This is a genomic window from Streptomyces sp. NPDC056738 (genome assembly GCF_042790435.1).
GTDB lineage: Bacteria > Actinomycetota > Actinomycetes > Streptomycetales > Streptomycetaceae > Streptomyces.
On the sequence record NZ_JBHTZF010000006.1, the window covers coordinates 129,743 to 153,936 of the forward strand.

Below are 24,194 nucleotides of genomic sequence, written 5' to 3' on the forward strand. Positions count from 1 at the left end.
CGAGTCGTAGAGGGGTCAAGTCGGTTGCCGTTCACGGGTGTTGTGCGGTGGTCCGATCGCGTTCGCATGCGTGATGCGCCTGTTGCTGGGGATGTACGGGAGGAGAGACACGAACCCCGGCCGCACAGTGAGGTGCTGCAGAGATGGATCGCACGTTCTTCCCCCGTTCACGGAGAATCGCCCCGCTCGTCGCCCTGACCGCCGCAGCCTTATTGCTCGCCTCGGGGTGTTCCAGCAGCTCGGGCGGCAAGAAGGCCGAGGAGAGCGGGGGCGGTGGCGCCGCGGGGAAGGCGGACACGCCGCGGATGACGGTCGCCCTGGTCACCCACCAGGCGGCCGGCGACACGTTCTGGGACATCGTCCGCAAGGGCGCCGAGGCCGCGGCCGCCAAGGACAACATCAGGCTCGTCTACTCGCACAACCCAAACGCGGGCGACCAGGCCAACCTGGTGCAGAACGCGATCGACCAGAAGGTCGACGGCATAGCCATCACCCTGGCCAAGCCCGACGCCATGAAGGACGCGGTGAGCAAGGCGACTTCGTCCGGCATACCCGTCGTGGGACTCAACTCCGGTCTCAGCGACTGGAAGAAGCTCGGCCTGATGGAGTTCTTCGGCCAGGACGAGACCGTCGCGGGCGAGGCACTGGGCAAGAGACTGAACGCGGAAGGGGCCAAGAAGGCCGTCTGCGTCATCCAGGAGCAGGGCAACATCGGCCTCACCCAGCGGTGCGACGGCGTGAAGAAGACGTTCAGCGGCAGCACGCAGAACCTGTACGTCAACGGCACCGACATGCCGTCCGTGAAGTCGACGATCACCGCCAAGCTCAAGCAGGACCCCGCGATCGACTACGTCGTCGCGCTGGGCGCCCCGTACGCCCTGACCGCGGTGCAGTCGGTCGGCGACGCGGGCAGCAAGGCGAAGATCGCCACCTTCGACCTCAACAAGGAACTCACGGGCGCCATCAGCAAGGGCACCATCCAGTTCGCCGTCGACCAGCAGCCCTACCTCCAGGGTTACTTGGCGATCGACTCGCTGTGGCTCTACAAGAACAACGGCAACTACAGCGGCGGCGGCGAGCAGCCGGTGCTCACCGGTCCGGCGTTCGTGGACAAGAGCAACGTCGACCGCGTCGCCAAGTTCGCCACGAAGGGCACCCGGTGACGAGCGCGGCCGGGCCGACGGCGACCGCGCCGCCGGCTCCCGGCCCCGGGACGACCGGCGGGCGAACGGCACGGCGCCCCCTGGCGCTGCGGCTGCTCGCCCGCCCCGAGGTCGGGGTGTTCCTCGGCGCCGCCGCCGTGTTCGTGTTCTTCCTGATCGTGGCCCCGTCGGTGCGCTCCGGCAGTTCGATGGCGACCGTGCTCTACCAGTCGTCGACGATCGGCCTCATGGCCCTGCCCGTGGCCCTGCTGATGATCGGCGGCGAGTTCGACCTGTCCGCCGGCGTCGCGGTGATCACCTCGGCGCTCACGGCGAGCATGCTCAGCTACCAGCTCACCATGAACGTGTGGGCGGGTGTCGTGGCGGCACTCGTCCTCTCCGTCGCGATCGGGGCGTTCAACGGCTGGATGATGGTCCGCACCGGCCTGCCGAGCTTCCTGGTGACGCTCGGGACCTTCCTGATCCTGCAAGGCGTGAACCTCGCGGTCACCAAGCTGGTCACCGACAACGTCGCCACCGATGACATCAGCGACATGGACGGGTTCGGCCAGGCGAGGCGGATCTTCGCCTCGTCCTTCGACGTCGGCGGCGTCCAGGTGAAGATCACGGTCGTCTGGTGGCTCGTCTTCGCGGCGCTCGCCACCTGGGTGCTGCTGCGCACCCAGTACGGCAACTGGGTCTTCGCGGTCGGCGGCGACCAGGACAGCGCCCGCGCGGTCGGCGTACCGGTGACCTTCACCAAGATCACCCTGTTCATGGCGGTCGGCTTCGGCGCCTGGTTCGTCGGCATGCACCAACTGTTCTCGTTCAACACCGTGCAGTCGGGCGAGGGCGTCGGCCAGGAACTCATCTACATCGCCGCGGCGGTGATCGGCGGCTGTCTGCTCACCGGCGGCTACGGCTCCGCGATCGGCCCGGTCTTCGGCGCCTTCATGTTCGGCATGGTGAACCAGGGCATCGTCTACGCCGGTTGGAACCCCGACTGGTTCAAGGCCTTCCTCGGCGTGATGCTGCTCGGCGCCACGCTCGTCAATCTGTGGGTCCGCCGCACGGCGACCCGGAGGTGAACCGAACCATGGCAGACAAAGGATCCGGAACCGTGGACGCCGTCCGCCCGGGCACCCCGCGGGGTGACGGGAACGCCGCGATCGTCGAGCTCCGCGGCGCGGGAAAGTCGTACGGCAACATCCGCGCCCTGCACGACGTCTCCCTCACCGTCCGTCCGGGCCGGGTCACGTGCGTCCTCGGCGACAACGGCGCCGGGAAGTCCACCCTCATCAAAATCATCTCGGGGCTCCACCAGCACAGCGAGGGCGAGTTCCTCGTGGACGGCACGGCAGTGCGTTTCGGCACCCCGCGCGAGGCCCTCGCCCATGGCATCGCGACCGTCTACCAGGACCTGGCGACGGTGCCGTTGATGCCGGTGTGGCGGAACTTCTTCCTCGGCTCCGAGATGACCAGAGGCCCCTGGCCCGTACGACGGCTCGACATCGCCCGGATGAAACGGACCGCCGACGAGGAACTGCGCAACATGGGTATCGTCCTCGACGACCTCGACCGCCCCGTCGGCACGCTCTCCGGCGGCCAGCGCCAGTCCGTGGCCATCGCCCGCGCCGTGTACTTCGGCGCCCGCGTCCTCATCCTGGACGAGCCGACCGCCGCGCTCGGCGTCAAGCAGTCCGGTGTCGTCCTCAAGTACATAGCCGCGGCCCGCGACCGCGGCCTCGGCGTCATCTTCATCACCCACAACCCGCATCACGCGTACATGGTCGGGGACCACTTCAGCGTGCTGCGGCTCGGCACGCTCGAACTCAGCGCCGAACGGGGCGAGGTCGGCCTCGAGGAGCTCACCGACCACATGGCGGGCGGCGCCGAACTGGCCGCGCTCAAGCATGAGTTGGCGCAGGTGCGCGGGGTCGACGTACAGCGGCTCCCGGAGGCGGACGGTCTCGGGGCACCCGCCGCCCCCGCCTCCCCCGACGACTCCTCCTGACACCTCCCGTCCCGACACCTCCCGTCGGACGGACGCTCGACGCAGGCCGACGCACCCCGACGGACGGGTGGCACCCCGACGGACGCGTGGCACCTCGGTCCACCCGGTGAAGCGGACGGACCGGCGGCCGGTCGCACCCCAGGCGGTCGGCCGCCGCGGCCGAATTCACCCCCCGGAGGGGCGACGGTCACGGTGATGGAGGAACGGTTACGCTGAGATCATGCCGTCCACACGTCGTACCGCGCGCCAGACCGACCTGCTCCAGCGGCTGGTCGCGTTGCTGGTGGCGGAGGGTTTCGCGGCGTTCACCCTGGACGAGCTGACCGAGCGGCTGCACTGCTCGAAGACGACGCTGTACCAACTGGCCGGAAGCAAGCAGGAGTTGGTCCGGGAGGCGGTGAAGCACTACTTCCGTGAGGCCGCCCAGGCCGTGGAGAAGCGGGTGGCCGACACCTCCGCGCCCTCCGAGCGCGTGGTGGTCTACCTGGACGCGGTCGCCGAGCAGCTACGGCCGCTCTCCCGGCAGTTCCTCGACGACATGGCCCAGTTCGAACCGGCCCGCGAGGTGTACGAGGCCAACACGCGCCTCGCCGCGGGAAGGATCCGGCAGTTGATCGCCGACGGCGTGGCCGCCGGGGCGTTCCGTGACGTCCACGCCGCGTTCGTGGGCGAGGTCGTGGCCGCGACCATGCAGGAGATCCAGCGCGGCGAGGTCGCCGCACGCACCGGCCTGAACGACGCGGAGGCCTACGCCGAGCTCGCCTCGCTCATCGTGCACGCCGTCTCCCCCTGACGCGGTCTCCCCCTGACCCCGCCCCATCGAGGCCGCCCCCTGCCGCCGTCCTCCTCCGACGCGTCCTCCCCCTGACACCGTTCACCCCGGCGTCTCCGTAACGCGCCATAACGTGACATAACGCGCCGTAGCGCGAAGCGCTCGGCCAGCGGGGCGCACCGAGAGCCACCCGCGCTTCGCAGCGACGGCCCGCCTGCCCGTACCCCGCACAGCCGTCGGCACCACCGCACCCCATCGACCAAATCCATCACCGGCCCGCATGGCCTGGCGGTACCAAAAACGATACTGTTGTATCGCCTGGCGTATCAATATCGTCCGGCGAACCGCCACCACCGAGGACATGCCATGCCCGCGACCCGCACTCTCCCCACGTCGGAAGCCGTCGACCTGATCGCTCTGACCCGCGAGCTCGCCGAGAAGGAGCTCGCCCCGCGCGTCGCCGAGGCCGAGGCCGAGGGACGCTTCCCCCGCGATGTCTTCCGCACGCTCGGACGGGCCGGGCTGCTCAGCCTGCCCTACCCCGAGGCCTTCGGCGGCGGCGAGCAGCCGTACGAGGTCTACCTCCAGGCCGTGGAGGAGATCGCCGCCGTGTGGGCGAGCGTGGCGGTGGGCGTCTCGGTGCACGCGCTGTCCTGCTTCGCCCTCGCCGAGTTCGGCACCGAGGACCAGAAGAAGGAGTGGCTCCCGGACATGCTCGGCGGCGAGCTGCTCGGCGCCTACTGCCTGTCCGAGGCACACGCCGGTTCCGACCCGGCCGCGATGCGTACCCGGGCGGTCCGGGACGGTGACGACTACGTGCTGAACGGCGCCAAGGCCTGGACCACGCACGGTGGGCACGCGGACTTCTACACGGTCATGGCCCGTACGTCCGACGAGGGCTCGCACGCCATCTCCTGCTTCCTGGTCCCGGCCGACACACCCGGTGTGGTGGCCGATCCGCCGGAGCAGAAGATGGGCCTGACGGGGTCCGCGACCGCCACGGTGCGCCTGGAGAACGTGCGCGTCCCCGCGAGCCGCCGGATCGGCGAGGAGGGCGCGGGGCTCAGGATCGCGTTCGCCGGACTGAACTGCGGACGGCTCGGTATCGCGGCCGTGGCCACGGGCCTCGCCCAGGGGGCGCTGGACCACGCGCTGCGCTACTCGCGCGAGCGGGAGACGTTCGGCCGGCCCATCATCGAGCACCAGGGCCTGGCCTTCGTCCTCGCCGACATGGCCGCGGCCGTGCAGGTCTCACGGGCCACGACGCTCGCCGCCGCCCGCCTCAAGGACGAGGGACTTCCCTTCCAGTCCGAGGCCTCGATCGCCAAGCTGATCTCCACCGACAACGCCATGAAGGTCACCACCGACGCGGTCCAGGTGCTGGGCGGCGCGGGCTACACCCGCGACTTCCCGGTCGAGCGCTACATGCGCGAGGCCAAGGTCATGCAGATCTTCGAGGGCACCAACCAGATCCAGCGCCTGATCATCGGCCGCGGCCTGAAAGAGAGCGACCGCGGCAGCCTCCGGGTGAGCCACGCCGGGAACTAGAGCCCGTCCGACGATCGGAACCGGTGCGCGTGGCCCCCGCGCGCACCGGAGAACGTCCGGCCACGTGATTATCGCCGCCCGAACACCGATACTTCCCATGTGAGCTCCACGCACCGCCGACCGCCCGTCGGCCCAGCGGTTCTTCTCACCAGGAGGTTCCCATGAAGATGCTCATCAACGTGGCGGAGACGGTGGTGGCGGACGCGCTGCGAGGCATGGCGGCGGCCCATCCGGAGCTGACGGTGGACGTCGACAACCGGGTGATCGTCCGCAGGGACGCCCCGGTCGCGGGACGGGTCGGTCTCGTCTCCGGCGGCGGGTCCGGGCACGAGCCGCTGCACGGCGGATTCGTGGGCCGCGGGATGCTGTCGGCGGCGTGCCCGGGCGAGGTGTTCACGAGTCCGGTGCCGGACCAGATGGTACGGGCCGCCGCGGCCGTGGACAGCGGCGCGGGCGTGCTGTTCATCGTGAAGAACTACACCGGCGACGTCCTCAACTTCGACATGGCGGCGGAGCTGGCCGAGGACGAGGGCATCCGGATCGCCAAGGTCCTGGTCAACGACGACGTGGCCGTCACCGACAGTCTGTACACGGCGGGCCGGCGCGGAACGGGCGCGACGCTGTTCGTCGAGAAGATCGCCGGGGCCGCCGCCGAGGAGGGCGCGCCCCTGGAGGTGGTCGAGGCGCTGGCCCGGCGGGTCAACGACAGCTCCCGCAGCTTCGGCGTCGCGCTCAGCGCCTGCACGACCCCGGCCAAGGGCAGCCCGACCTTCGACCTGCCGGCCGGAGAGCTGGAACTCGGTGTGGGCATCCACGGCGAGCCGGGCCGGGAGCGGCGCGCGATGATGACGGCGCGCGAGATCGCCGACTTCTCGGTGCACGCCGTCCTGGACGACCTCGCGCCGCGCAATCCGGTGCTGCTCCTCGTCAACGGCATGGGCGCCACCCCCCTGCTGGAGCTGTACGGCTTCAACGCGGAGGTCCAGCGGGTGCTGGCCGAGCGGGGCATCCCCGTGGCCCGCACCCTCGTCGGCAACTACGTCACCTCCCTCGACATGGCGGGCGCCTCGGTGACCCTGTGCGAGGTGGACGAGGACCTGCTGCGCCTGTGGGACGCGCCGGTCAGGACACCGGGACTGCGCTGGGGTGTGTGAACGCCGTCGACGTGCCCCGAACGGCCCGCGGCCCCCGGGCCCTTCGTCGGCAGCCAGGTCAAGTTCCGTACCACGCAAGGAGATTCCGTGCTCGACGCCGATTTCTTCCGCCGTTGGATGACGGCGACCGCAGCCTCGGTGGACCGCGAGGCGGAGCGGCTCACCGACCTGGACTCACCCATCGGTGACGCCGACCACGGCAGCAATCTGCAGCGCGGGTTCGCCGCCGTGACCGCCACGCTGGAGAAGGAGGCCCCGGACACCCCCGGTGCCGTTCTCACGCTCTCCGGGAGACAGTTGATCTCTACGGTCGGCGGTGCGTCCGGGCCGCTGTACGGCACGTTGCTGCGCCGGACGGGCAAGGCGCTCGGGGACGCCGCCGAGGTCAGCGAAGGACAGTTCGCGGACGCGCTGCGCACGGGCGTCGACGCGGTCATGGCGCTGGGCGGAGCCGCGCCCGGCGACAAGACCATGATCGACGCCCTGGTGCCCGCGGTCGACGCGCTCGGCGAGTCGTTCGCCGCGGCGAAGTCGGCCGCCGAGGAGGGCGCCGTGGCGACGACGCCCCTGCAGGCACGCAAGGGCCGGGCGAGCTATCTGGGCGAGCGCAGCATCGGGCACCAGGACCCCGGCGCCACCTCCTCGGCCCTGCTGATCGCCGCACTCGTGGAGGCGGCCGGTGAGTGACACCGAGGAACGACTCGTAGGGATAGTGCTGGTCTCGCACAGCGCGGCCGTCGCCGCGTCCGTGGCCGAACTGGCTTCGGGTCTGGCCGGTGGCGGCGCGCTCGCCCCCGTCGCGCCGGCGGGCGGCACCCTGGACGGGGGGCTGGGCACCAGTGCGGACGTCATCGCCGCCGCGGCGGCGTCCGTGGACCGCGGTGCCGGGGTCGCCGTGCTCACGGACCTCGGCAGTGCCGTGCTCACCGTCAAGGCGTTGCTGGCCGAGGGCGACGAACTGCCGGACGGCACACGGCTGGTGGACGCCCCCTTCGTCGAGGGGGCGGTGGCCGCGGTCGTCACGGCCTCGGCGGGCGCCGACCTCGCCGCGGTGGAGGCCGCGGCGGCGGAGGCGTACACCTACCGGAAGGTGTGAGGATCGCGCGGCGTGACTGCCCGTATCAGGTGATTCCGTTCGCCGCGAAGATCAGGGCCGAGCGGATGGTCGCCGCCAGTTCGGAGTGGGCCTTCGCCGGGTCGGGCTCGGGGTCGTCGGTGCGCCACGCGTAGTGTTCGACGGCCGCGCGCAGCGCCGCGTTGAGCATGGCGGCCTGGATCTGCGAGCGCAGGTCGACGGCGTCGAGGCCGGCACGGTCGGCGAGCGCGCGGGCGAACACGGGCTCGGCCTCGTCATGGGCCTGGAGCCAGACGGCACGCAGTCCCGGTTCGGTCCGGGTGAGCCGCAGCAGCGTACGGACCCTGGGCGGTTCGGGTCGGAGCATCGAGTCCTCGCCGCTCGTCGACGCCTGCTCCAGGGCGTCCTCCAGGGGAGCGCCCGGGGGCCAGGCCCGCAGCGCCGCGGCGATGGCGTCGATCCCGGCCGCGAACAGCGGGCTCACGCAGCTTTCCTTGCCGGGGAAGTAGCGCCACAGGGTCCGCGTGGACAGGCCGACGGCCTGGGCGATCTGGTCGCCGGTCGTGGCGGCGACGCCCTGGTCCACGAACAGTTCCACCGCCGCGCGGGCGATCTCCAGCCGGATCTCGGCCTTGCGTTCGTCGGTGAGCGGCGGCCGCCCGGTACGGCCGGGGCCTCGGCCCGGGTGTTCGCCGATCGCGCCGTCCGGCACTGGTGACTCCTCGGTTCTCGGTTCCGTCCGCGGATGCCGTCGCCGCCCGGGACCGCGGTTGCGGCGAGTCTAGCGATCTCCGATCCCGTCCCAGGACGATCCCCGGCGCGACTTTCTGTCATTCAGCGACAATAAGTCGTACTGTGGCGGCGCGGGGCGTCACCCGCACTGATGAGCAACCTCTGGGAGAACGTCATGAGCACCACTGGACCGGACGGCCGCAGCGTCGTCGTCACCGGCGCCGGCTCGGGCATCGGCCGTGCCACCGCCCTCGCCTTCGCGGCCGGGGGCGCGCGGGTGGTCGTGGCCGATCTCAACGCCGAGGGCGCCGCGGCGGTCGTCGCGGAGATAGAGGCGGCGGGCGGGAGCGCCGTGGCGGTGACGGGCGACCTCAGCGAGCAGGCGGTCGTGGACCGGGTGACCGCGACCGCGGTGGAGCGGTTCGGCGGGGTGGACGTGCTGGTGAACAGCGCCGGGATCATGGACCGCATGTCGGCGGTGGCGGAGGTGAGCGACGCGGAGTGGGAGCGGGTCATCCGGGTCAACCTCACGGCCCCGTTCCTGCTCACCCGGGCCGTGCTGCCGCACATGCTCGCCGCCGGCAAGGGGGTCGTGGTGAACACCGCCTCGGAGGCGGGCCTGCGCGGCAGTGCCGCCGGAGCCGCGTACACCGCCTCGAAGCACGGCGTCGTGGGGCTCACGAAGTCCCTCGCCGTGATGTACCGGGACAAGGGCATCCGCGCGAACGCCATCGCCCCGGGCGGCACCAGCACGGCCATCACCGTGGACGTCGAGCCGGGCGCGCACGGCCCGGCCGCCCTCGGCGCCTACATGGGCAACGTCGGCCGGCTCGCCGAGGCCGAGGAGCAGGCCGCGGCGATCGTGTTCCTCGCCTCGGACGCGGCGAGCAACATCAACGGCGTGATCCTGCCCGTCGACAACGGCTGGGCGGCCGTCTGAGCGCGAAGCGGCTCTCAGCCCTCGCCGAGGAGCGCCCGGGCCAGCCTCTCCCCCGTGGCCACCGCCGCCGCGTGGTCCTCGATGGGTGAGACCCGGGCGTTCTTGAACACGAGGTAGGTGACCCCGGAGGGCGTGCCGCCGCCGCGGGGATCGGGGCGGATCCCGAGCCCCGCGGCGGTGGCGTACGAGGCCTCGCCGATGATGTCCTGGGGGCCGGTGTCACCGACGACGGCGTACTGGACGCGGTCCCGGTAGAGGACGGCCGCGACCGAGCCGGGCCCGATGCCGTGGTCCCGGAAGTTCCAGATGTCGCTCGGCGCCGGTACGACGATGTAGGGCAGGGTCTCCGCGCTCAGGTATCGGCCGTCGGACTGCGTGAAGGCCGTGGACTCGGAGAAGAGCGGGTCGGTGCGGCTGTTGCACCGGGGGCCCGCCCTGCCGTCGCAGTCGATGTCCATGTCGGCCGTCCAGAAGACCGCGCCCGGGATGCCGCAGACCGGGACGTCGGCACGGGTGCCGTCGTCGCTGCGGTATCGCCCCTGCGAGACGGGGGCGCAGCCGCCGAGTTTCGCCAGCAGGTCGGCCGCCTCGACGGAACCCTCCCGCGCGGGTACGGCGGGGCTTCCGGGGCGGCCCTTGGTGGAGGTCGTGGACAGCACCACCGGGGCCGTGGCGAGCAGGGCGGCTGCGGCGGCCGCGGCCAGCGTCAGCGACTGGACACGCACGATGGGAGACCCTCTCCTGGGGGACATGGACGCTCATTTGCCCAAATCTGGTGGGCCTTTGACAGCGCGTCCACCGGGAGGGGGCCGGACGGTGCACGGCCGCGCCCGCGGGCGCCGCACGGCCGAGGGCCCGAGCCGAACCCGGCTCCGGCCGCTCGGCCGCACGCGTCGGCGCGGGATCAGCGACGACAGCGTTCCGCGCCGTGGGCAGGAACTCCCCTGACAGTGGGGCGAGTTCACACCGCGTCGAGGATCAGCATACGTACGACCGCGACGGTCCGGTCAACGGCGTCCGCCCTCTTGATGTGGTCGCGTCACCCGTGTCTTATAGGTACAGACCAATCCCGTCGAGGGAGGGCAGACCCGTGCGACGCGTTCCCCCCACCGTCCCGCGCGCCCTGGTGTGCGGCGCGCTGCTCGCGCTCACCTCCTGCGGCTGGGGCGCCCCGGCGCCCGGCCAGGGCGAACGCGGGCCCGCCGCGGCGACGGGCGTGACCGCCGCCGCGGGCAGCTCGACCAGCGTCCACGTCATGTGGAACCTGGCGACCGAGGACCCGAGGATCACCCGGTACGAGGTGTATCGGGGCACCACCAAGGTCAAGGACGTGCCGGGTTCGGAGCACATGGTGGACATCACGCGGCTCGAACCGTCCACGTCGTACGTCTTCAGGGTCCGGGCCCGGAACGCGGACGGGGTGCCGGGACCGCTCAGCCGGCCGGTGCGGGCCACCACCCCTGCGGCGACCGCGGCCGACCGGACCGCGCCGACCCGCCCCGGCAGCCCGAAGGGGAAGGCCGTCGGCGGCCGGGCGGTCCAGCTCTCCTGGTCGGCGTCGTCCGACGCGCGGGGCGTGGCCTCGTACGACATCTACCAGGGCACGTCGAAGATCCACAGTGTCGGAGGCGCGCAGACGGCCGCCGTCGTCACCGGGCTGCGGCCGGGCACGGCCTACGCGTTCACCGTCCGCGCCCGTGACGCCGCGGACAACGTCTCGTCGCCGAGCGGCTCCGTCAGGATCACCACCGCGCCGGGGGCCGCCGACGACCGCAGCACGGCACCGGCCGGCTTCCGGGCGACGAGCCACCGGCGCGACGGGGCGTACTACCTCGACCTGGCGTGGACCGCGCCCGAGGTCGACGGGGTGATCACGGAGTACGAGATCCGGCTCGACGGCCGGGCCGTGACCTCGCTCGTCTGGGGTGGCAGCCCGCCCAGCGGCACCTGCACCCACAGCTTCTACGTCGGCAGGGAGGCGGACGTGACCCACCGGGTGCGGCTCCGGGCGAAGCTGCCCGACGGCACCTGGGGCGCGCTGTCCCCGGAGCGCTCCGTGACGACGGGCCGCTGACCACCACCCCCGGCTCCGGGGTGTCTCCACGGTCCACGCCCTCCGCGCGATCGGGCGGTCGTCCGCGCCGCCCGGTGCGCCGGACGATGGAATCCGTCACCTGCCCGGTCCCCGTCCGCATGCGGGCTCCGGCCGGGGCGCATTGGCTCGCACTGAGGCAGCACGGGCCTTTCCAATCCTCGGCGGCGCATGGGATGTACCGCCAACCGTGCCGCTGGAGGGCAGTTCCTATGCGTACCACTCAGAGACTTCTCCGCTCCGGCCTGACCGTGGCCGCCACCGCTGCGCTTCCGCTCACCCTGGCCGCGCCGGCGGCCGTCGCATGGGGTTCCGGGATCTCCGTGAGCACCAGTGGCACCTCGGTCTCGGTCACCACCAGCGCCTGCCCGAGCAACGGGAGCAGCTTCGGCAACGCCTCGCTGCTCTCCAGCGGGCAGACGAACTTCGCCCAGGGCCGCCAGATGCCGCTCACCGGGACGAGCGGCAATCAATCGGCGGCCTGGACGGGCGTGAGCCCCGGGACGTTCACGGTCATCGTCGTCTGCCAGGACGGTACGACGGCGGGTACCCAGGCGATCGTCGTCGCGGCCAGCGCGGCACCCGCGACCCCCACGATCTCGACGACGGTCTCCCCGTCGCCGTCGCGTGGCGTCATGGGCGGGCTGGGCGGAGCCGTGAAGGACTACGGCACGGCCACGGTCGTCGGCGGCGGGGCGCTGGTCGTGGCCGGCACCGTGGCGGCGGGCTGGTTCCTGCGCCGCCGTTCCAAGCCGCACCGGCTCTGATCCGGGCTCCGTCGCGACGGGCGGCCGTTCCGCCGACTCCGGTCGGGGACGGCCGCCCCGTGCCGGGTCCGGCCCGTCGGGCGGTGCTCAGTCGCCCGTGCGCATGCTCTCGAACTCGGCCAGGGCGTGGGTCAGCCACTGGGTCCAGAAGGTCTCCAGGTCGATGCCGGCGCGCAGGACGAGGTGGCGCAGCCGGTCCTCGGGCGTGCTCCGCCCGGGCGGGAAGTCCCGGTCCTGGATCTCCTCGTACTCGGCCAACTGGCTCCGGTGCAGGGCGAGATGACGGCGCAGATCGGCCTCCACGCCTTCGACGCCCTCGGTGCCGGCGACGGCCGCGGCGCGCAGGCGCAGGAGCATCGTGTCGCGCAGCGGCTTCGGGTCCTGCGAGGCGGCGGTCCAGCGGGCGAGTTCGGCGCGTCCGGCGGGCAGGACCTCGTAGCTCTTCTTCTGGCCCCGGCTGTGCTGCTCGGGAGGCAGGGCCTTGATGTATCCCTCGGCCTCCAGTTTTCCCAGCTCGCGATAGATCTGCTGGTGCGTCGCCGACCAGAAGTAGCCGATCGACTTGTCGAACCGCCGGGTCAGTTCGAGGCCGGACGAGGGCTTCTCGAGCAGGGCGGTGAGGATCGCGTGCGGGAGTGACATGAGGTCATCCTAGGGAGCCGCGCGGGCGCCGATCGGTGACCGGCCGCGCTCCCCCGGTCCCCGTGAACGGCACTCGCCCCGGCGGACTCGGTGAGTCCGCCGGGGCGAGCCGGGTCACGCGTCCCCGGGCGCCCGCCGGGTGGTACGCGGCGGGCGTCCGCGGTGGCGGGTCAGCGGGTGAAGGTCACCCGCTGCTCCTTGAAGGCGCCGCAGTTGGAGCCGGACACCTGGGTGTACACGTTCTTGATCTGGCCGCCCCAGTCCACGCAGTGGCCCTTGCCGTACACGTACGTCGGTCCCGCGTACGACGTGTACTGGCCGTAGTCGTCGTCGCCGAGGCCGGTGTCGGAGACGTAGACCCACGCGGACATCTCCACGGCGGTGCCCGGGCTGTTGCGGATGGTCGTGACGCAGTTCTTGCCGTTGGAGGAGTTGTACGTGAGGTAGACGGTGCCCAGGGAGCCGATGGGCGCCGAGTTCACGGTCTTGTAGGCGCTGCCGCAGACCTTCTGCGGCGTGGTGTTGGCCGCCGCCGAGGCGGGTGCCGCCAGCGCGGCGGTGGCTCCCACCAGCACCGCGGCGAAGGTGCCGGCCATCAGGGCGGAACGGTTGAATCCCATTATTTCCCCCTTGCGGATCTTTGGAGGCGTTTGCTCCTGCCTGATGTGACCCACGACACCCCGAAACGGTTGTGCCTCGCCGCGGAACTTGTTTCCTAGAGCGCCGCCGCCAGTTCCGTGCCCTGCTTGATGGCGCGCTTGGCGTCCAGTTCGGCGGCCACGTCGGCGCCGCCGATGAGGTGGACTCCGCGGCCCGTGGCGCGCAGCGCCTCGTACAGGTCGCGGCGCGGCTCCTGTCCGGTGCACAGCACGATCGTGTCGACCTCCAGGACCTGGCTGTGGCCGTCGACGGTGACGTGCAGCCCGGCGTCGTCGATCCGGTCGTACCGGACGCCGGGGACCATGGTGACGCCCCGGTGCTTGAGCTCGGTGCGGTGGATCCAGCCGGTGGTCTTGCCGAGCCCGGCGCCGACCTTGGACGTCTTGCGCTGCAGGAGGTGCACCGTGCGCGGCGGGGTGGGCCGTTCGGGAGCGCCGAGACCGCCGGGCGTCCGGTAGTCCATGTCGACGCCCCAGCTCCGGAAGTACGTCGCCGGGTCCTCGCTCGCCTTGTCGCCGCTGTCGGTGAGGAACTCGGCGACGTCGAAGCCGATGCCGCCGGCGCCGAGGATGGCGACACGGTCGCCGACGGGGGCCCCGTCGCGCAGGACGTCGAGGTAGCCGACGACGCTCGGGTGGTCGACGCCCTCGATGTCCGGGGTGCGCGGGCTGACGCCCGTGGCGACGACGACCTCGTCGTACGTCTCCAGGTTCTCCACGGTGGCCGGGGTGTTCAACCGGACGTCCACGCCGTGGAGTTCGAGCTGGGTGCGGAAGTAGCGGATCGTCTCGTCGAACTCCTGCTTGCCGGGAACCCGGCGCGCCACGTTCAGTTGACCGCCGATGTCGTCCGCGGCGTCGAACAGCGTGACGTCGTGGCCGCGTTCGGCGGCGCTGACGGCGCAGGCGAGTCCGGCGGGCCCGGCGCCCACGACGGCGACGGTCTTGCGCAGCCGGGTCGGCGCGAGGACGAGTTCCGTCTCGTGGCAGGCGCGCGGGTTGACCAGACAGGAGGTGATCTTGCCGCTGAAGGTGTGGTCCAGGCAGGCCTGGTTGCACCCGATGCAGGTGTTGATGGCTTCCGGGCGTCCGGCCTCGGCCTTGGCGACGAAGTCCGGGTCGGCGAGCATCGGCCGGGCGAGGGAGACCATGTCGGCGTGCCCGTCGGCGAGCAACTGCTCGGCGATCTCCGGGGTGTTGATGCGGTTGGTGGTGACCAGCGGGATCGAGACGGAGCCCATGACCTTCTTGGTCACCCAGGCGTACGCGCCACGGGGCACCGAGGTCGCGATGGTGGGGATACGGGCCTCGTGCCAGCCGATGCCGGTGTTGATGATCGTCGCTCCGGCGGCCTCGACGGCCCGCGCGAGCGTGACGACCTCGTCGAGCGAGGAGCCGCCGGGCACCAGGTCGAGCATCGACAGACGGTAGATGATGATGAAGTCGTCGCCGACGGCCTCGCGGACGCGGCGGACGATCTCGACCGGGAAGCGCATCCGGTTCTCGTACGAGCCGCCCCAGCGGTCCTCGCGCCGGTTGGCCTGGAGGGCGATGAACTCGTTGATGAGGTAGCCCTCGGAGCCCATGATCTCGACGCCGTCGTAGCCGGCCTGCCGGGCGAGCCGGGCGGCGCGGGCGTAGTCGTCGATGGTCTGCTCGATCTCGGCGTCGCTGAGCTCGTGCGGCACGAAGGGGCTGATGGGGGCCTGCAGCGCGCTGGGGGCGACCAGGTCCTGGTGGTAGGCGTACCGGCCGAAGTGCAGGATCTGCATCGCGATCTTCCCGCCCTCGCGGTGCACCGCGGCGGTGATCTCGGCGTGCTGCGCGGCCTCGGCCTCGGTGGTCAGCTTGGCGCCGCCCTCGTACGGCCGGCCCGCGTCGTTGGGCGCGATGCCGCCGGTGACGATCAGGCCCACGCCGCCTCGCGCGCGGGTGGCGTAGAACTCCGCCATGCGCTCGAAGCCGCGCTCGGCCTCCTCCAGGCCCACGTGCATGGAGCCCATGAGCACGCGGTTGGGCAGCGTGGTGAAGCCCAGGTCGAGCGGGTTCAGCAGATGCGGGTAACGGCTCATCGGGCCCTCCGTGCGCGGTGTCGTACGTCTGTTGTAGACGACGGGCCGCGCGTTATGCAACTAGTTGCACAATGAGGAGGATCACTTGTCCAGCCGCTGGCGGAGAGCTGTACGGGCCGGGGCCCCGCCGGCCTGGGCGGTGGAACACTCGGCTCGGGGCCGGGGCCGGGACATGGGTCGAGGCCGGGGCCGAGGCCAGGGCCGGGACAGGGAGCCGGGGCCGAGGTCGAGCCGGGGGCGGCTTCGCTGTTCAGGCCGGCACCCGGCCACCAGAGTGGGTTGGCGGATCAGCCGAGGGCCACCCGGGCCACGAGGGCGGCGACCGCCTCGGGCTGGTCGACCATCACCACGTGGCCCGCGTCGGGGACCTCGACCATCGTCACGTTCGGGCTGGCCTCCAGCCCGGCCCGCTCCTCGTCCTTCAGGCCGACCTCGTCACGGTCGCCGCGCACGACCCAGGCGGGCACACCCGAGTCACGGAGCCGGGGGACCAGGCTCCCGTAGCGGTCCAGGTGGTCGAAGTAGCGGCGGATCATCGGCCGGCAGAACGCCGGGTCGTTCTTGGCCAGGTCGGCGCCGAGGGCCTCGCGGCGGTCCGGCGGGACCATCTGCCCCACGACCCGCGGTGTCGCCTTGACCAGGCCGAACCAGGTCAGCGCCCCGAGGCCCGGCACCCGCCCGAGGCTGTTGGCGATCGTGAGCGCCTTGTCCTCGTCGGACGCCGAGAACGACGGGGAGAGCAGGACGACGGGTCCGGCGAAGTGCCCGCCGGCCGCCATCTCCAGGGCGATGTTGGCGCCCAGGCTGTGGCCGACCACCACACCACAGCCCCGCTCCGCGGCCAGGGCACCCGCCATCGCCGCGTAGTTCTCGATGGAGAGATCGCGCGGCGGCGTGGTGCCCGCGTGGCCCGGAAGGGTCGCGGCCACCAGCCGCACCGGCGCCGAGGCCAGCGACGGCGCGGCCATCAGGTCGTCGTAGAACACGGTGCCGCACATCCCCCCGGGCAGCAGCAGGACCCGGGTCTCCGCGTCGGCGGGCCCCGACTCCTTGATGTCCCACGCGTCGAACTTCTCGGGGGTGCTGGTCATGTCCGGGCCTTCCTCTGGCACCTGCGGTCAGCCAGAGTGTGGCGCGCCGGACGGGGAGAACGGCCGATCAGGGGCCGAACGCGGCATGTCGTCCGCGCCCGGCCCGCCGGGTCAGGGCTTCACGCCGATCACCACGTTGGCGTACCGCTCCTCCGAGACGGCCAGTCGCGCGATCAGTCCGGCGCGGGCGAAGGCCTCGACGGCCGTGGGCGCCTGCCGCTCGCTCGTCTCGACGAGGACGCAGCCGCCGCGGGCCAGCCAGCGCGGCGCCTCGTCGGCGACCCGGCGTGCCAGGTCGAGTCCGTCCGCGCCGCCGTCGAGAGCGACCAGGGGTTCGTGGTCGCGGGCCTCCGACGGCAGCAGGCCGACCTCGTCGGTCGGGACGTACGGCACGTTGGCGGCCAGGACGTCGACCCGGCCGCGCAGCGTGGCGGGCAGCGCCGCGAAGAGGTCGCCCTCGTGGACCCGGCCCGCGAACGGCGCGACATTGCGGCGGGCGCAGCGCACCGCGGCCGGGTCGATGTCGGCGGCGTGCAGTTCGGGACCGCCGAGGGAGGCGGCCAGCGCGGCGCCGACCGCGCCCGAGCCGCAGCACAGGTCCACCACGAGGGACGCGCCGCGCGCGAGCGCGACGGCCTGCTCGACGAGGAACTCCGTACGGCGCCGGGGCACGAAGACGCCGGGGTCGAGGCTGATGCGCAGGCCGTGGAACTCCGCCCAGCCGAGGACGTGTTCGAGCGGCAGTCCCGCGACGCGCCGGTCCAGCATCGCGGCGGCCTCGTCCGGGGTGCGGGCGGCGGAGCGGATCAGTTCCGCCTCGTCCTCGGCGAAGACACAGCCGGCGGAACGGAGCGCGGCGACCATGGGGTCGGCCGCGTCGGAGGAATCAGGAGCGAGAGGAGGCATGAAGCCGAGGGCCTTTCGACGAACCGAAGGGCGCTCCCACGGCCACCGTCAGACGGCGACCGGACTGCCTGGAGAGGAGAGCACCCGACCTGACACAGCGGTAATGGGTCTCACCTCCTCGACGGTTCGACGGCCGAGTCGTCCTCGGCCGGGACGGCCACCCTACAGGAACGATCAGTGGCCGGTGCGGGCATCCGGCCATCGCGCGCCGACCGCTCGCCACCCGACCCACCCGGGTCGACATGGGCGACTCTCACACCTCCTGCCCCAAGTTGTACTATGCAACCAGGGCAGGTCAGGGAGGTCCCGTCATGGCATCCGAAGGATCCGGTGAGCGCGCCGCCACCACGGGGACACCGGCCGACAGCGTCCCGGCGAACGACGTACCGGGCGACGCCGCCGTGGAGATCATCCAGCGGGAGATGACCGTCTTCGCCCGGCGGGCCCGTGCCTCGGCGGGGCGCATGCATCCCGAGCTGTCGCTGGTCTCGTACACCCTGCTCGGCCATCTGGAGGAGGTCGGCGGCTGCCGGGCCACGGACCTCGCCGCGCACTACGCGCTGGACAAGTCCACGGTCAGCCGCCAGGTGGCGGCGCTGGAGCGGGCCGGGCTGGTCGAGCGGCGCATGGATCCCGAGGACCACCGCGTCCAGGTGCTGTACCTGACCGAGGCGGGCACGGAGATCCTGTCCCAGGTGACCCACAGCCGCCGGTCGGCGTTCCGCGAGCGGCTGGCGGGCTGGCCCGACGAGGACCTCGCCCGCTTCGCCTCGTACCTGCTGCGCTACAACGCCACCGCCGGCGGCCGCGACACCGCCTAGCGCGCGTCCGCGAAGTCCCGCCCGCCCGGCATCCGGGCGGACGACGCGACCTCGCGGACGGGCCCTGGACCCTGCCGACGCCGGACCGACCCGGCATCCACGCCCGGTGTCAGCCCACGCCTGCGGTCCGGTCGTCGCCCAGGTGCTCGGGCACCCGTGCGGCCATGAAGCGGACGTTGCGGCGCAGCCGGAATCCCAGCGACTCGTAGAGCCGGATGGCGCCGGTGTTGCTCGCGGCGGTGTGCAGGAACGGGGTCTCGCCGCGCTCCCGGATGCCGTGCGCGACGGCCAGGATCAGCCGTGTGGCCAGGCCCTCGCCGCGGTGGCCGGGGTCCGTGCACACCGCGCTGATCTCGGTCCAGCCCGGCGGGTGGAGCCGCTCGCCGGCCATGGCGACCAAGGCGCCGTTCCGGCGGATGCCGAGATACGTGCCGAGCTCGACCGTGCGCTGTTCGAAGGGGCCGGGCTGGGTCCGTTCCACCAGGTCCAGCATCTCCGGCACGTCGGCGGGGCCGAGCCGGACGGCCTCGGCGTCGGGTGCCGCGTCCAGCCCGTCGTCCACGAGCTGCACTCCGTCGAGGCTGAAGACCACCTCCCAGCCGTCCGGGGTACGCCCGTCGAAACCGGCCAGCGGAGCCGCGCCCCCGGGACCGACCAGGGCCGCGAGGTCGGCCCAGTCGGCAGCGCCGGGATCGTCGGGCAGCGCCAGCCACGGAGACACGTCCAGGGGGTAGCGCAGCACGCGTCCGCGCCGTTCGGCGAAGTGGGCGTGGGGCCCGGTCAGGGAGCCGAGCGCCGGGTTGTCGAGGGGGTGACGGCCGGAGGGGCTCCCCTGCGTCTCCGGGCCCTCGAACCGTGTGGAGACGTACGCCTCGGTCATCTGCTCCCTCACTCTCCTTCGCGTTGGTCACCGGTCACCGTCGCCGTGACACCGCTCACCGTCTGTGCGTGTACGGGCCACCGGAGTCCGCTTCTGGGGCAAGGAAGATCGGGGCGCGGCTATTCCCGGGCCGCGGGAGAGTTCATACGCACGCAATGACCGGCGGCCGGTACCGGCTCGGAGCACGATCCCCGTGCGCGTACCGTTGAATGGTCAAGCAGCGATGCGTGCCGGACACCGGCCCGCGCCCGCACCACACGTCACCCCGATCCGCGGGCCGCCGTCCCCGGCGACCCCGCTCGATCCGCGGGCCGCCGTCACCCGTGGCCCTGGAGGCACCACCCGTATGAACGTCACGCGAGGCTTCACCGGCCGCCCGCGCGTCCACAACCCCGGACTGCCGCCCGGCCAGTACGACGCCGGCGACGACTGGCCCGTCCTGTCGGCCGAGGTCACCCCGGACCTGGCGCCCGCCGACTGGACCCTGCGGATCGACGGCCTGGTGGCCGAACCACGGACCTGGGACTGGGAGCAGGCGCACGCGCTGCCCGCCTCCTCGTACGAGGGCGACATCCACTGCGTGACGAGCTGGTCGAAGTTCGGGGTGCGGTTCAAAGGCGTGTCGCTGGACACGTTCCTGGAGGCCGTACGACCCGACCCGGCCGCCACTCACGCGGTCGCGTACGCGCACACCGGGTACACCGCGAACCTGCCGCTGGCCGACCTCACCGGCGGGCGCGCGTGGATCGTGTGGGAGTACGACGGACGCCCGCTGCCGGCCGAGCACGGCGGCCCGGCGCGGCTGATCGTGCCCCATCTGTACTTCTGGAAGAGCGCCAAGTGGATCGCGGGCATCCGGATCCTCGACCACGACGAGCCGGGATTCTGGGAGCAGAACGGCTACCACGCCCGCGGCAACCCCTGGGAAGAGCAGCGTTACTCCGGTGACTGAGACCATGACCTTCGTACCGCCGACGCGGTTCGCCGTGCCCGGACGCATCGCGGTGGACACGCGGACGGCCACCACCTGGCAGACCGCCACGCTCACGGAGATCCGGCGCGAGACCCCGCACGCGGCGACCTTCCGGCTCGCCGTTCCCGCGTGGGCGGGACATCTGCCGGGCCAGCATCTGATGCTGCGGCTCACCGCCGGGGACGGATATGTGGCGCAGCGCCACTACTCCATCGCTTCCTCGCCCGACGACACCGGGCACATCGAGCTGACCCTGGACCACGTCGACGGCGGCGAGGTCTCCGGCTGGTTCCACACCGTGGCCAGGACCGGCGACTCCGTCGAGGTCCGCGGTCCCAACAGCGGCTTCTTCGCCTGGCCCGGGGACCGGCCCGCGCTGCTCGTCGGGGCGGGTTCCGGCGTCGTACCGCTGATGTCGATGCTGCGGCACCACCGGGCGCGGTCTCTCGGCATGCCGCTGCGCCTTCTGGTGTCGGCGCGCAGTCCCGAGGAGCTCATCTACGCCCGGGAGTACGGCGCCGAGACCACCGCCGTGTTCACCCGCGCGGCCCCCGCCGGTGTGCCCGTCGGACGTATGACCGCCGCACATGTGGCGCCGCTCCTGGCCGAACAGCCGCCCGGTGGGTGGGAGGCCTACGTCTGCGGTTCCAACGGATTCGCGGAGCACGCCTCACGCCTGCTGGTGGAGGCGGGGCAGCCGGTGGACCGGATCCGGATCGAGCGGTTCGGCTGAGTCGTCGGGGGCGGCCGGTGGGTTCGCCGTCGAAGGGTGCCGGTGGTCCCGGCGTCGTCGCATGCCGGCCGGTGCGGAGCGGGCGCCGTCCGATGAGTGCCGCGTAGGCCGGTCGGCGCCGAGTCCGGCGTCGGCCGGTGCCTCTGGGTCCGGCGTCGGCCGTGTCCGGTGGGTGCGGCGCAGGCCGGTCGGCCGATGAGTCCGGCGTCGGCGGGCGTGGGGTCAGCCGTGGGGGACCACGGCGATCGGGCACGTCACCCGGCGGATGACGGTCCGTGCCGCGCGGCCCAGGCGCTCGCCCGCCCGGCGGCCGATGATGAGCAGGCCTGAACCGGTCGACGCCCTCAGCAGATGGTCCTCGGGGAGACCGTGGACGACCCGTTCCGAGACCGGGGTGTCCGGGAACCTGTCGCGCCAGGGCCGGAGCGCGTGGCTCAGGGCGTGTCGTCGGCCGGCCTCCCGGCCGCGCGCGTCGCCGATCGACGTCACCGTGGCAGATACCTCGGCCGGGGCGCGGTCGTCGTCCGGGGGCGAGGACCAGGCGTGCACCACCACGAGCGGTGCCGAGCGGACGGCGGCTGTCTCGAAGGCGTGACCGATCAGTCGGTCGGCGGCGTGCCGCGGGTCCAGGCCGAGGACCACGGGACGGTAGGGCACGGTGCCCGGAAGCGCGTCCCCTGAGGTGAAAGCCCGCTCGTCCTCGGGGAGTTCACCCGCGCGGACGAGAACGACCGGGCGCTCCGCGGCGCCCGCGACGGCCAGGGCGACGGAGCCGGCCAGGAATCCCGCCGGCGAGGGATCACCGGTGTGACCGCGGGAGCCGACGACCAGCGTCTCCGACTCGGCGGCCGCCGCGAGCAGCGCGGGCACCGCGGGCGCCTCGGTGTGACGCGCGATGATCTCCAACGCCGGGTGCGCGTACGAGAGTTGGATCGCCGCCCGATCGAGCGCCGACCGGGCGCAGCCGGCGGGTACGTCGACGTCCGGAACACGCGCGGCGACGGGCCGCGGTGTGCCCGCGTGCACGAGGCGCAGCGGAAGGCGGCGGCGTTCGGCCTCGCGGGCCGCCCAGTCGGCGGCGTCCAGGCCGGCGCGGGAGCCGTCGATTCCTGCGGTGATGGCGGGGCCGGTGTTCATGGGCGATGCCTTTCGGGGTGGGGGCGGATGGTGGCGGAACGCCGGTGGCGCACGGCGTCACCGTGGATCCGGCCCGGCGGGTGTATCCGGGCGGGGGCGGGGAAGTCGGGTGTGCGCCCGGGTGTCGCGGGCCGCGACGGCCGGTGTCCTGTCATCGGGGGCTCCTGTTCGTCGGCGTGGTGCTGCGCGGGTTCCACGGAGTGCGGGGATCAGTCGTCCGCCGGACAAGACCGGGCGGCCGGGCGTCGGATCGCCGACGGCGGTGGAGCCGATCGGGAAGCTGCGGCCGGGTGCGGTGAACCGGCCCTGAACGGCGGGTTGTTCGACGTCGAGGCCGGTGGGCTCAGGTCGCCTGTCATCGGCTCGGCGCGGGGCAGTGAGGAGGGGGCATGCGAACCCGGGTGCGCGGCTGGCGCTGGCGCCGGAATCCGCTGCGACGCCGCTCCGACGTCGTCGAGGCGTGGTGGGCGCTGGCCGTGGGTGTTCTGCTGTTCGTCGGCGCGCCGCTCCTGGGAGCGGGGGCGGCGTGGTGGACGTACGACGGCACGCAGGCGGACGCGGCCGCGCGGCGGGCCGTTCAGCACCATGTCCGGGCGGTGCTGATGGACGACGCGCCGACGACGGTGTCGTCGAGGCCGGTCGGCGGACGGCGCTCGCTCTCCGCGCTGGTGCGCTGGACCGGGTCCGACGGAAAGGCCCGGACCGGGCGGGTGGGCGTGCCCGCGGGTCTACGGCGCGGCGCGCGCGTCGACGTGTGGACCGACGCGCGGGAACGGATCGTGCGTCCGGCTCCGAGTTCTTCGATGGTCCTCCAACAGGCTCTGGCCACGGGCGTGTTCGCCACGACGGGCGCGGCCTCGGCCGTCGTCTTCACGCATTTCTGCGTACGCCGGGCCCTGGGGCGCCGACGGCTGGCCCAGTGGGAGCACGACTGGGCCCGGACGGAACCGGAGTGGACCCGGCGCACGGCGTGAGGGACACCCCGGGGTCTCCCCGGCCCCGGCAGGGCCGTAGCGGGGCTCCGGGGGTGGACGTACGGTGTGATCACCCGCGCCCGTGTGCCGAAAGGTGGTCCCCGATGGCCCTGTTCGACCTCCCGCTCGACGAACTCCGCGGCTACCGCAGCGCGTCCGCCGAGCCCGAGGACTTCGACGCCTTCTGGGCCAAGACCCTCCAGGAAGCCCGCGAGCACGATCTCGCCCCGCGCTTCGAACCCGTCGAGATCCCGCTGAAGACCGTCACGGTCCACGACGTCACGTTCGCCGGGTTCGGCGGGCATCCCATCAAGGGCTGGCTGACCGTGCCGGCCTGGGCGAACTCCCCGCTCCCCACGGTCGTCGAGTTCATCGGGTACGGCGGCGGACGCGGGCTCCCGCACACGCATCTGCTGTGGGCGTCGGCGGGCTTCGCGCACTTCGTGATGGACACCCGGGGTCAGGCGAGCGGGTGGGGCGGCGGCGACACCCCGGACCCCGTGGGCAGCGCGCCCGCCTTCCCGGGGTTCATGACACGCGGCATCGAGGACCCGGAGACCTACTACTACCGGCGGCTGTTCACGGACGCGGTGCGCGCGGTGGAGGCGGCCCGCTCGCATCCGCTGGTGGACGCCGGGCGCGTCGCGGCGCTCGGCGGGAGCCAGGGCGGTGGCATCACCCTCGCGGTCGGCGGACTCGTGCCGGACCTGGCGGCCATCGCCCCCGACGTGCCGTTCCTGTGCGACTTCCCGCGTGCCACCGTCCTCACGGACCGCGCCCCGTACCGGGAGATCGGCAACTACCTCAAGACCCACCGCGGCCGCACGGAGCGGGTGCGGCGCACGCTCTCCTACTTCGACGGGGTGCACTTCGCGGCGCGCGGCCGGGCCCCCGCCCTCTTCTCGGCCGCCCTGGAGGACCAGACCTGCCCGCCTTCGACGGTCTTCGCGGCGTTCAACGCCTGGGCGAACGACGACAAGGAGATCGAGGTGTACGACTTCAACGACCATGAGGGCGGCGGCCCCTACCAGCAGGCCGCGCAGTTGCGCTGGCTCCCCGCGCGCGTCTGA

Annotated in this window: 25 protein-coding genes; 16 read left to right on the top strand and 9 right to left on the bottom strand. The window is 72.5% G+C overall.

All coding sequences use genetic code 11. The features are described from left to right. Positions 1-143 precede the first annotated feature (143 nt). The 8 genes from ACFRIC_RS17640 (at position 144) to ACFRIC_RS17675 (ending at position 7,726) form a co-directional block, all read left to right on the top strand. Positions 144-1,163, top strand: a complete 1,020-nt coding sequence (locus ACFRIC_RS17640) for a sugar ABC transporter substrate-binding protein (RefSeq protein WP_382786318.1) — start codon at positions 144-146, stop codon at positions 1,161-1,163. Next, positions 1,160-2,230 (top strand): ABC transporter permease, encoded by a 1,071-nt coding sequence (locus ACFRIC_RS17645; protein ID WP_382786321.1) that lies wholly within the window; start codon positions 1,160-1,162, stop codon positions 2,228-2,230. The genes ACFRIC_RS17640 and ACFRIC_RS17645 overlap by 4 nt, the downstream gene beginning before the upstream one ends. An 8-nt stretch (positions 2,231-2,238) precedes the next feature. Next, on the top strand, positions 2,239-3,156 hold the full coding sequence (locus tag ACFRIC_RS17650) for an ATP-binding cassette domain-containing protein (RefSeq protein WP_382786324.1): 918 nt from the start codon (positions 2,239-2,241) through the stop codon (positions 3,154-3,156). Positions 3,157-3,376: 220 nt separating this feature from the next. Then, positions 3,377-3,949: a TetR/AcrR family transcriptional regulator gene (locus tag ACFRIC_RS17655; protein ID WP_382786326.1), complete on the top strand. Its 573-nt coding sequence runs from the start codon at positions 3,377-3,379 to the stop codon at positions 3,947-3,949. A gap of 345 nt (positions 3,950-4,294) precedes the next feature. Next, positions 4,295-5,476 (top strand): acyl-CoA dehydrogenase family protein, encoded by a 1,182-nt coding sequence (locus ACFRIC_RS17660; RefSeq protein WP_382786328.1) that lies wholly within the window; start codon positions 4,295-4,297, stop codon positions 5,474-5,476. 161 nt (positions 5,477-5,637) lie between these two features. After that, positions 5,638-6,630: a dihydroxyacetone kinase subunit DhaK gene (gene dhaK, locus ACFRIC_RS17665; RefSeq protein ID WP_382786331.1), complete on the top strand. Its 993-nt coding sequence runs from the start codon at positions 5,638-5,640 to the stop codon at positions 6,628-6,630. Between the two features lie 87 nt (positions 6,631-6,717). Then, the gene (dhaL, locus tag ACFRIC_RS17670; RefSeq protein ID WP_382786334.1) at positions 6,718-7,317 is read left to right on the top strand and encodes a dihydroxyacetone kinase subunit DhaL; all 600 of its coding nucleotides are present in this window, start codon (positions 6,718-6,720) and stop codon (positions 7,315-7,317) included. Beyond that, positions 7,310-7,726 (top strand): PTS fructose transporter subunit IIA, encoded by a 417-nt coding sequence (locus tag ACFRIC_RS17675; protein WP_382786337.1) that lies wholly within the window; start codon positions 7,310-7,312, stop codon positions 7,724-7,726. Before dhaL ends, ACFRIC_RS17675 begins: the two co-directional genes overlap by 8 nt. Positions 7,727-7,751: 25 nt before the next feature. Here ACFRIC_RS17675 and ACFRIC_RS17680 read toward each other — a convergent pair whose 3' ends face one another. Beyond that, a complete protein-coding gene (locus ACFRIC_RS17680; RefSeq protein WP_382786340.1) occupies positions 7,752-8,417 on the bottom strand; it encodes a TetR/AcrR family transcriptional regulator in 666 nt (221 codons plus the stop codon). Positions 8,418-8,612: 195 nt separating this feature from the next. On the opposite strand from ACFRIC_RS17680, the gene ACFRIC_RS17685 reads away from it, so the two are divergent. Further along, positions 8,613-9,377: an SDR family NAD(P)-dependent oxidoreductase gene (locus ACFRIC_RS17685; RefSeq protein WP_382786343.1), complete on the top strand. Its 765-nt coding sequence runs from the start codon at positions 8,613-8,615 to the stop codon at positions 9,375-9,377. Positions 9,378-9,391: 14 nt separating this feature from the next. On the opposite strand, the gene ACFRIC_RS17690 is transcribed toward ACFRIC_RS17685, so the two are convergent. Then, positions 9,392-10,102, bottom strand: a complete 711-nt coding sequence (locus ACFRIC_RS17690; protein WP_382786346.1) for a glycoside hydrolase family 75 protein — start codon at positions 10,100-10,102, stop codon at positions 9,392-9,394. Positions 10,103-10,467: 365 nt separating this feature from the next. Between ACFRIC_RS17690 and ACFRIC_RS17695 the strand changes: the two genes are divergently transcribed. Then, positions 10,468-11,451 (top strand): fibronectin type III domain-containing protein, encoded by a 984-nt coding sequence (locus tag ACFRIC_RS17695; protein WP_382786348.1) that lies wholly within the window; start codon positions 10,468-10,470, stop codon positions 11,449-11,451. Between the two features lie 230 nt (positions 11,452-11,681). Then, positions 11,682-12,236: a hypothetical protein gene (locus ACFRIC_RS17700; protein WP_382786351.1), complete on the top strand. Its 555-nt coding sequence runs from the start codon at positions 11,682-11,684 to the stop codon at positions 12,234-12,236. A gap of 87 nt (positions 12,237-12,323) precedes the next feature. Here the strand turns inward: ACFRIC_RS17700 and ACFRIC_RS17705 are convergent, their stop codons facing one another. From ACFRIC_RS17705 to ACFRIC_RS17725, 5 genes are all read right to left on the bottom strand, one after another. Then, positions 12,324-12,878, bottom strand: coding sequence for a PadR family transcriptional regulator (locus tag ACFRIC_RS17705; protein ID WP_382786354.1), 555 nt, complete (start codon positions 12,876-12,878; stop codon positions 12,324-12,326). A 170-nt stretch (positions 12,879-13,048) separates the two neighbouring features. Continuing rightward, positions 13,049-13,498, bottom strand: a complete 450-nt coding sequence (locus ACFRIC_RS17710; protein WP_382786357.1) for a spore-associated protein — start codon at positions 13,496-13,498, stop codon at positions 13,049-13,051. 95 nt (positions 13,499-13,593) lie between these two features. Next, positions 13,594-15,609: an FAD-dependent oxidoreductase gene (locus tag ACFRIC_RS17715; RefSeq protein ID WP_382786360.1), complete on the bottom strand. Its 2,016-nt coding sequence runs from the start codon at positions 15,607-15,609 to the stop codon at positions 13,594-13,596. Between the two features lie 287 nt (positions 15,610-15,896). Then, positions 15,897-16,700: an alpha/beta fold hydrolase gene (locus ACFRIC_RS17720; protein ID WP_382786363.1), complete on the bottom strand. Its 804-nt coding sequence runs from the start codon at positions 16,698-16,700 to the stop codon at positions 15,897-15,899. Between the two features lie 111 nt (positions 16,701-16,811). Beyond that, positions 16,812-17,606 (bottom strand): putative protein N(5)-glutamine methyltransferase, encoded by a 795-nt coding sequence (locus ACFRIC_RS17725; RefSeq protein WP_382786366.1) that lies wholly within the window; start codon positions 17,604-17,606, stop codon positions 16,812-16,814. A 422-nt stretch (positions 17,607-18,028) separates the two neighbouring features. On the opposite strand from ACFRIC_RS17725, the gene ACFRIC_RS17730 reads away from it, so the two are divergent. After that, the gene (locus ACFRIC_RS17730; RefSeq protein WP_382787220.1) at positions 18,029-18,427 is read left to right on the top strand and encodes a MarR family winged helix-turn-helix transcriptional regulator; all 399 of its coding nucleotides are present in this window, start codon (positions 18,029-18,031) and stop codon (positions 18,425-18,427) included. Positions 18,428-18,536: 109 nt separating this feature from the next. Here ACFRIC_RS17730 and ACFRIC_RS17735 read toward each other — a convergent pair whose 3' ends face one another. Continuing rightward, the gene (locus tag ACFRIC_RS17735; protein WP_382786368.1) at positions 18,537-19,307 is read right to left on the bottom strand and encodes a GNAT family N-acetyltransferase; all 771 of its coding nucleotides are present in this window, start codon (positions 19,305-19,307) and stop codon (positions 18,537-18,539) included. Between the two features lie 346 nt (positions 19,308-19,653). Here ACFRIC_RS17735 and ACFRIC_RS17740 point away from each other — a divergent pair, with 346 nt between their 5' ends. Together ACFRIC_RS17740 and ACFRIC_RS17745 are read left to right on the top strand one after the other, a co-directional pair. Next, positions 19,654-20,259 (top strand): sulfite oxidase-like oxidoreductase, encoded by a 606-nt coding sequence (locus ACFRIC_RS17740; RefSeq protein WP_382786371.1) that lies wholly within the window; start codon positions 19,654-19,656, stop codon positions 20,257-20,259. 4 nt (positions 20,260-20,263) lie between these two features. Continuing rightward, on the top strand, positions 20,264-21,013 hold the full coding sequence (locus ACFRIC_RS17745) for a ferredoxin reductase (protein WP_382787222.1): 750 nt from the start codon (positions 20,264-20,266) through the stop codon (positions 21,011-21,013). Between the two features lie 222 nt (positions 21,014-21,235). Here ACFRIC_RS17745 and ACFRIC_RS17750 read toward each other — a convergent pair whose 3' ends face one another. Next, positions 21,236-22,150: a universal stress protein gene (locus tag ACFRIC_RS17750; RefSeq protein WP_382786374.1), complete on the bottom strand. Its 915-nt coding sequence runs from the start codon at positions 22,148-22,150 to the stop codon at positions 21,236-21,238. Between the two features lie 389 nt (positions 22,151-22,539). Here ACFRIC_RS17750 and ACFRIC_RS17755 point away from each other — a divergent pair, with 389 nt between their 5' ends. Continuing rightward, entirely contained in the window at positions 22,540-23,124 is a 585-nt protein-coding gene (locus ACFRIC_RS17755; protein ID WP_382786377.1) for a hypothetical protein, read from the top strand. A 104-nt stretch (positions 23,125-23,228) separates the two neighbouring features. Further along, positions 23,229-24,194: an acetylxylan esterase gene (locus ACFRIC_RS17760; RefSeq protein WP_382786379.1), complete on the top strand. Its 966-nt coding sequence runs from the start codon at positions 23,229-23,231 to the stop codon at positions 24,192-24,194.

Coding starts and splice junctions, on each gene's coding strand:
- ACFRIC_RS17655 (WP_382786326.1), top strand. CDS start 3,377: ATGCCGTCCACACGTCGTACCGCGCGCCAGACCGACCTGCTCCAGCGG.
- ACFRIC_RS17660 (WP_382786328.1), top strand. CDS start 4,295: ATGCCCGCGACCCGCACTCTCCCCACGTCGGAAGCCGTCGACCTGATC.
- ACFRIC_RS17720 (WP_382786363.1), bottom strand. CDS start 16,700: ATGACCAGCACCCCCGAGAAGTTCGACGCGTGGGACATCAAGGAGTCG.
- ACFRIC_RS17730 (WP_382787220.1), top strand. CDS start 18,029: ATGACCGTCTTCGCCCGGCGGGCCCGTGCCTCGGCGGGGCGCATGCAT.
- ACFRIC_RS17725 (WP_382786366.1), bottom strand. CDS start 17,606: ATGCCTCCTCTCGCTCCTGATTCCTCCGACGCGGCCGACCCCATGGTC.
- ACFRIC_RS17640 (WP_382786318.1), top strand. CDS start 144: ATGGATCGCACGTTCTTCCCCCGTTCACGGAGAATCGCCCCGCTCGTC.
- ACFRIC_RS17650 (WP_382786324.1), top strand. CDS start 2,239: ATGGCAGACAAAGGATCCGGAACCGTGGACGCCGTCCGCCCGGGCACC.
- ACFRIC_RS17705 (WP_382786354.1), bottom strand. CDS start 12,878: ATGTCACTCCCGCACGCGATCCTCACCGCCCTGCTCGAGAAGCCCTCG.
- ACFRIC_RS17750 (WP_382786374.1), bottom strand. CDS start 22,150: ATGAACACCGGCCCCGCCATCACCGCAGGAATCGACGGCTCCCGCGCC.
- ACFRIC_RS17760 (WP_382786379.1), top strand. CDS start 23,229: ATGGCCCTGTTCGACCTCCCGCTCGACGAACTCCGCGGCTACCGCAGC.
- dhaK (WP_382786331.1), top strand. CDS start 5,638: ATGAAGATGCTCATCAACGTGGCGGAGACGGTGGTGGCGGACGCGCTG.
- ACFRIC_RS17735 (WP_382786368.1), bottom strand. CDS start 19,307: ATGACCGAGGCGTACGTCTCCACACGGTTCGAGGGCCCGGAGACGCAG.
- ACFRIC_RS17700 (WP_382786351.1), top strand. CDS start 11,682: ATGCGTACCACTCAGAGACTTCTCCGCTCCGGCCTGACCGTGGCCGCC.
- ACFRIC_RS17745 (WP_382787222.1), top strand. CDS start 20,264: ATGACCTTCGTACCGCCGACGCGGTTCGCCGTGCCCGGACGCATCGCG.
- ACFRIC_RS17755 (WP_382786377.1), top strand. CDS start 22,540: ATGCGAACCCGGGTGCGCGGCTGGCGCTGGCGCCGGAATCCGCTGCGA.
- ACFRIC_RS17715 (WP_382786360.1), bottom strand. CDS start 15,609: ATGAGCCGTTACCCGCATCTGCTGAACCCGCTCGACCTGGGCTTCACC.
- ACFRIC_RS17710 (WP_382786357.1), bottom strand. CDS start 13,498: ATGGGATTCAACCGTTCCGCCCTGATGGCCGGCACCTTCGCCGCGGTG.
- ACFRIC_RS17740 (WP_382786371.1), top strand. CDS start 19,654: ATGAACGTCACGCGAGGCTTCACCGGCCGCCCGCGCGTCCACAACCCC.
- ACFRIC_RS17685 (WP_382786343.1), top strand. CDS start 8,613: ATGAGCACCACTGGACCGGACGGCCGCAGCGTCGTCGTCACCGGCGCC.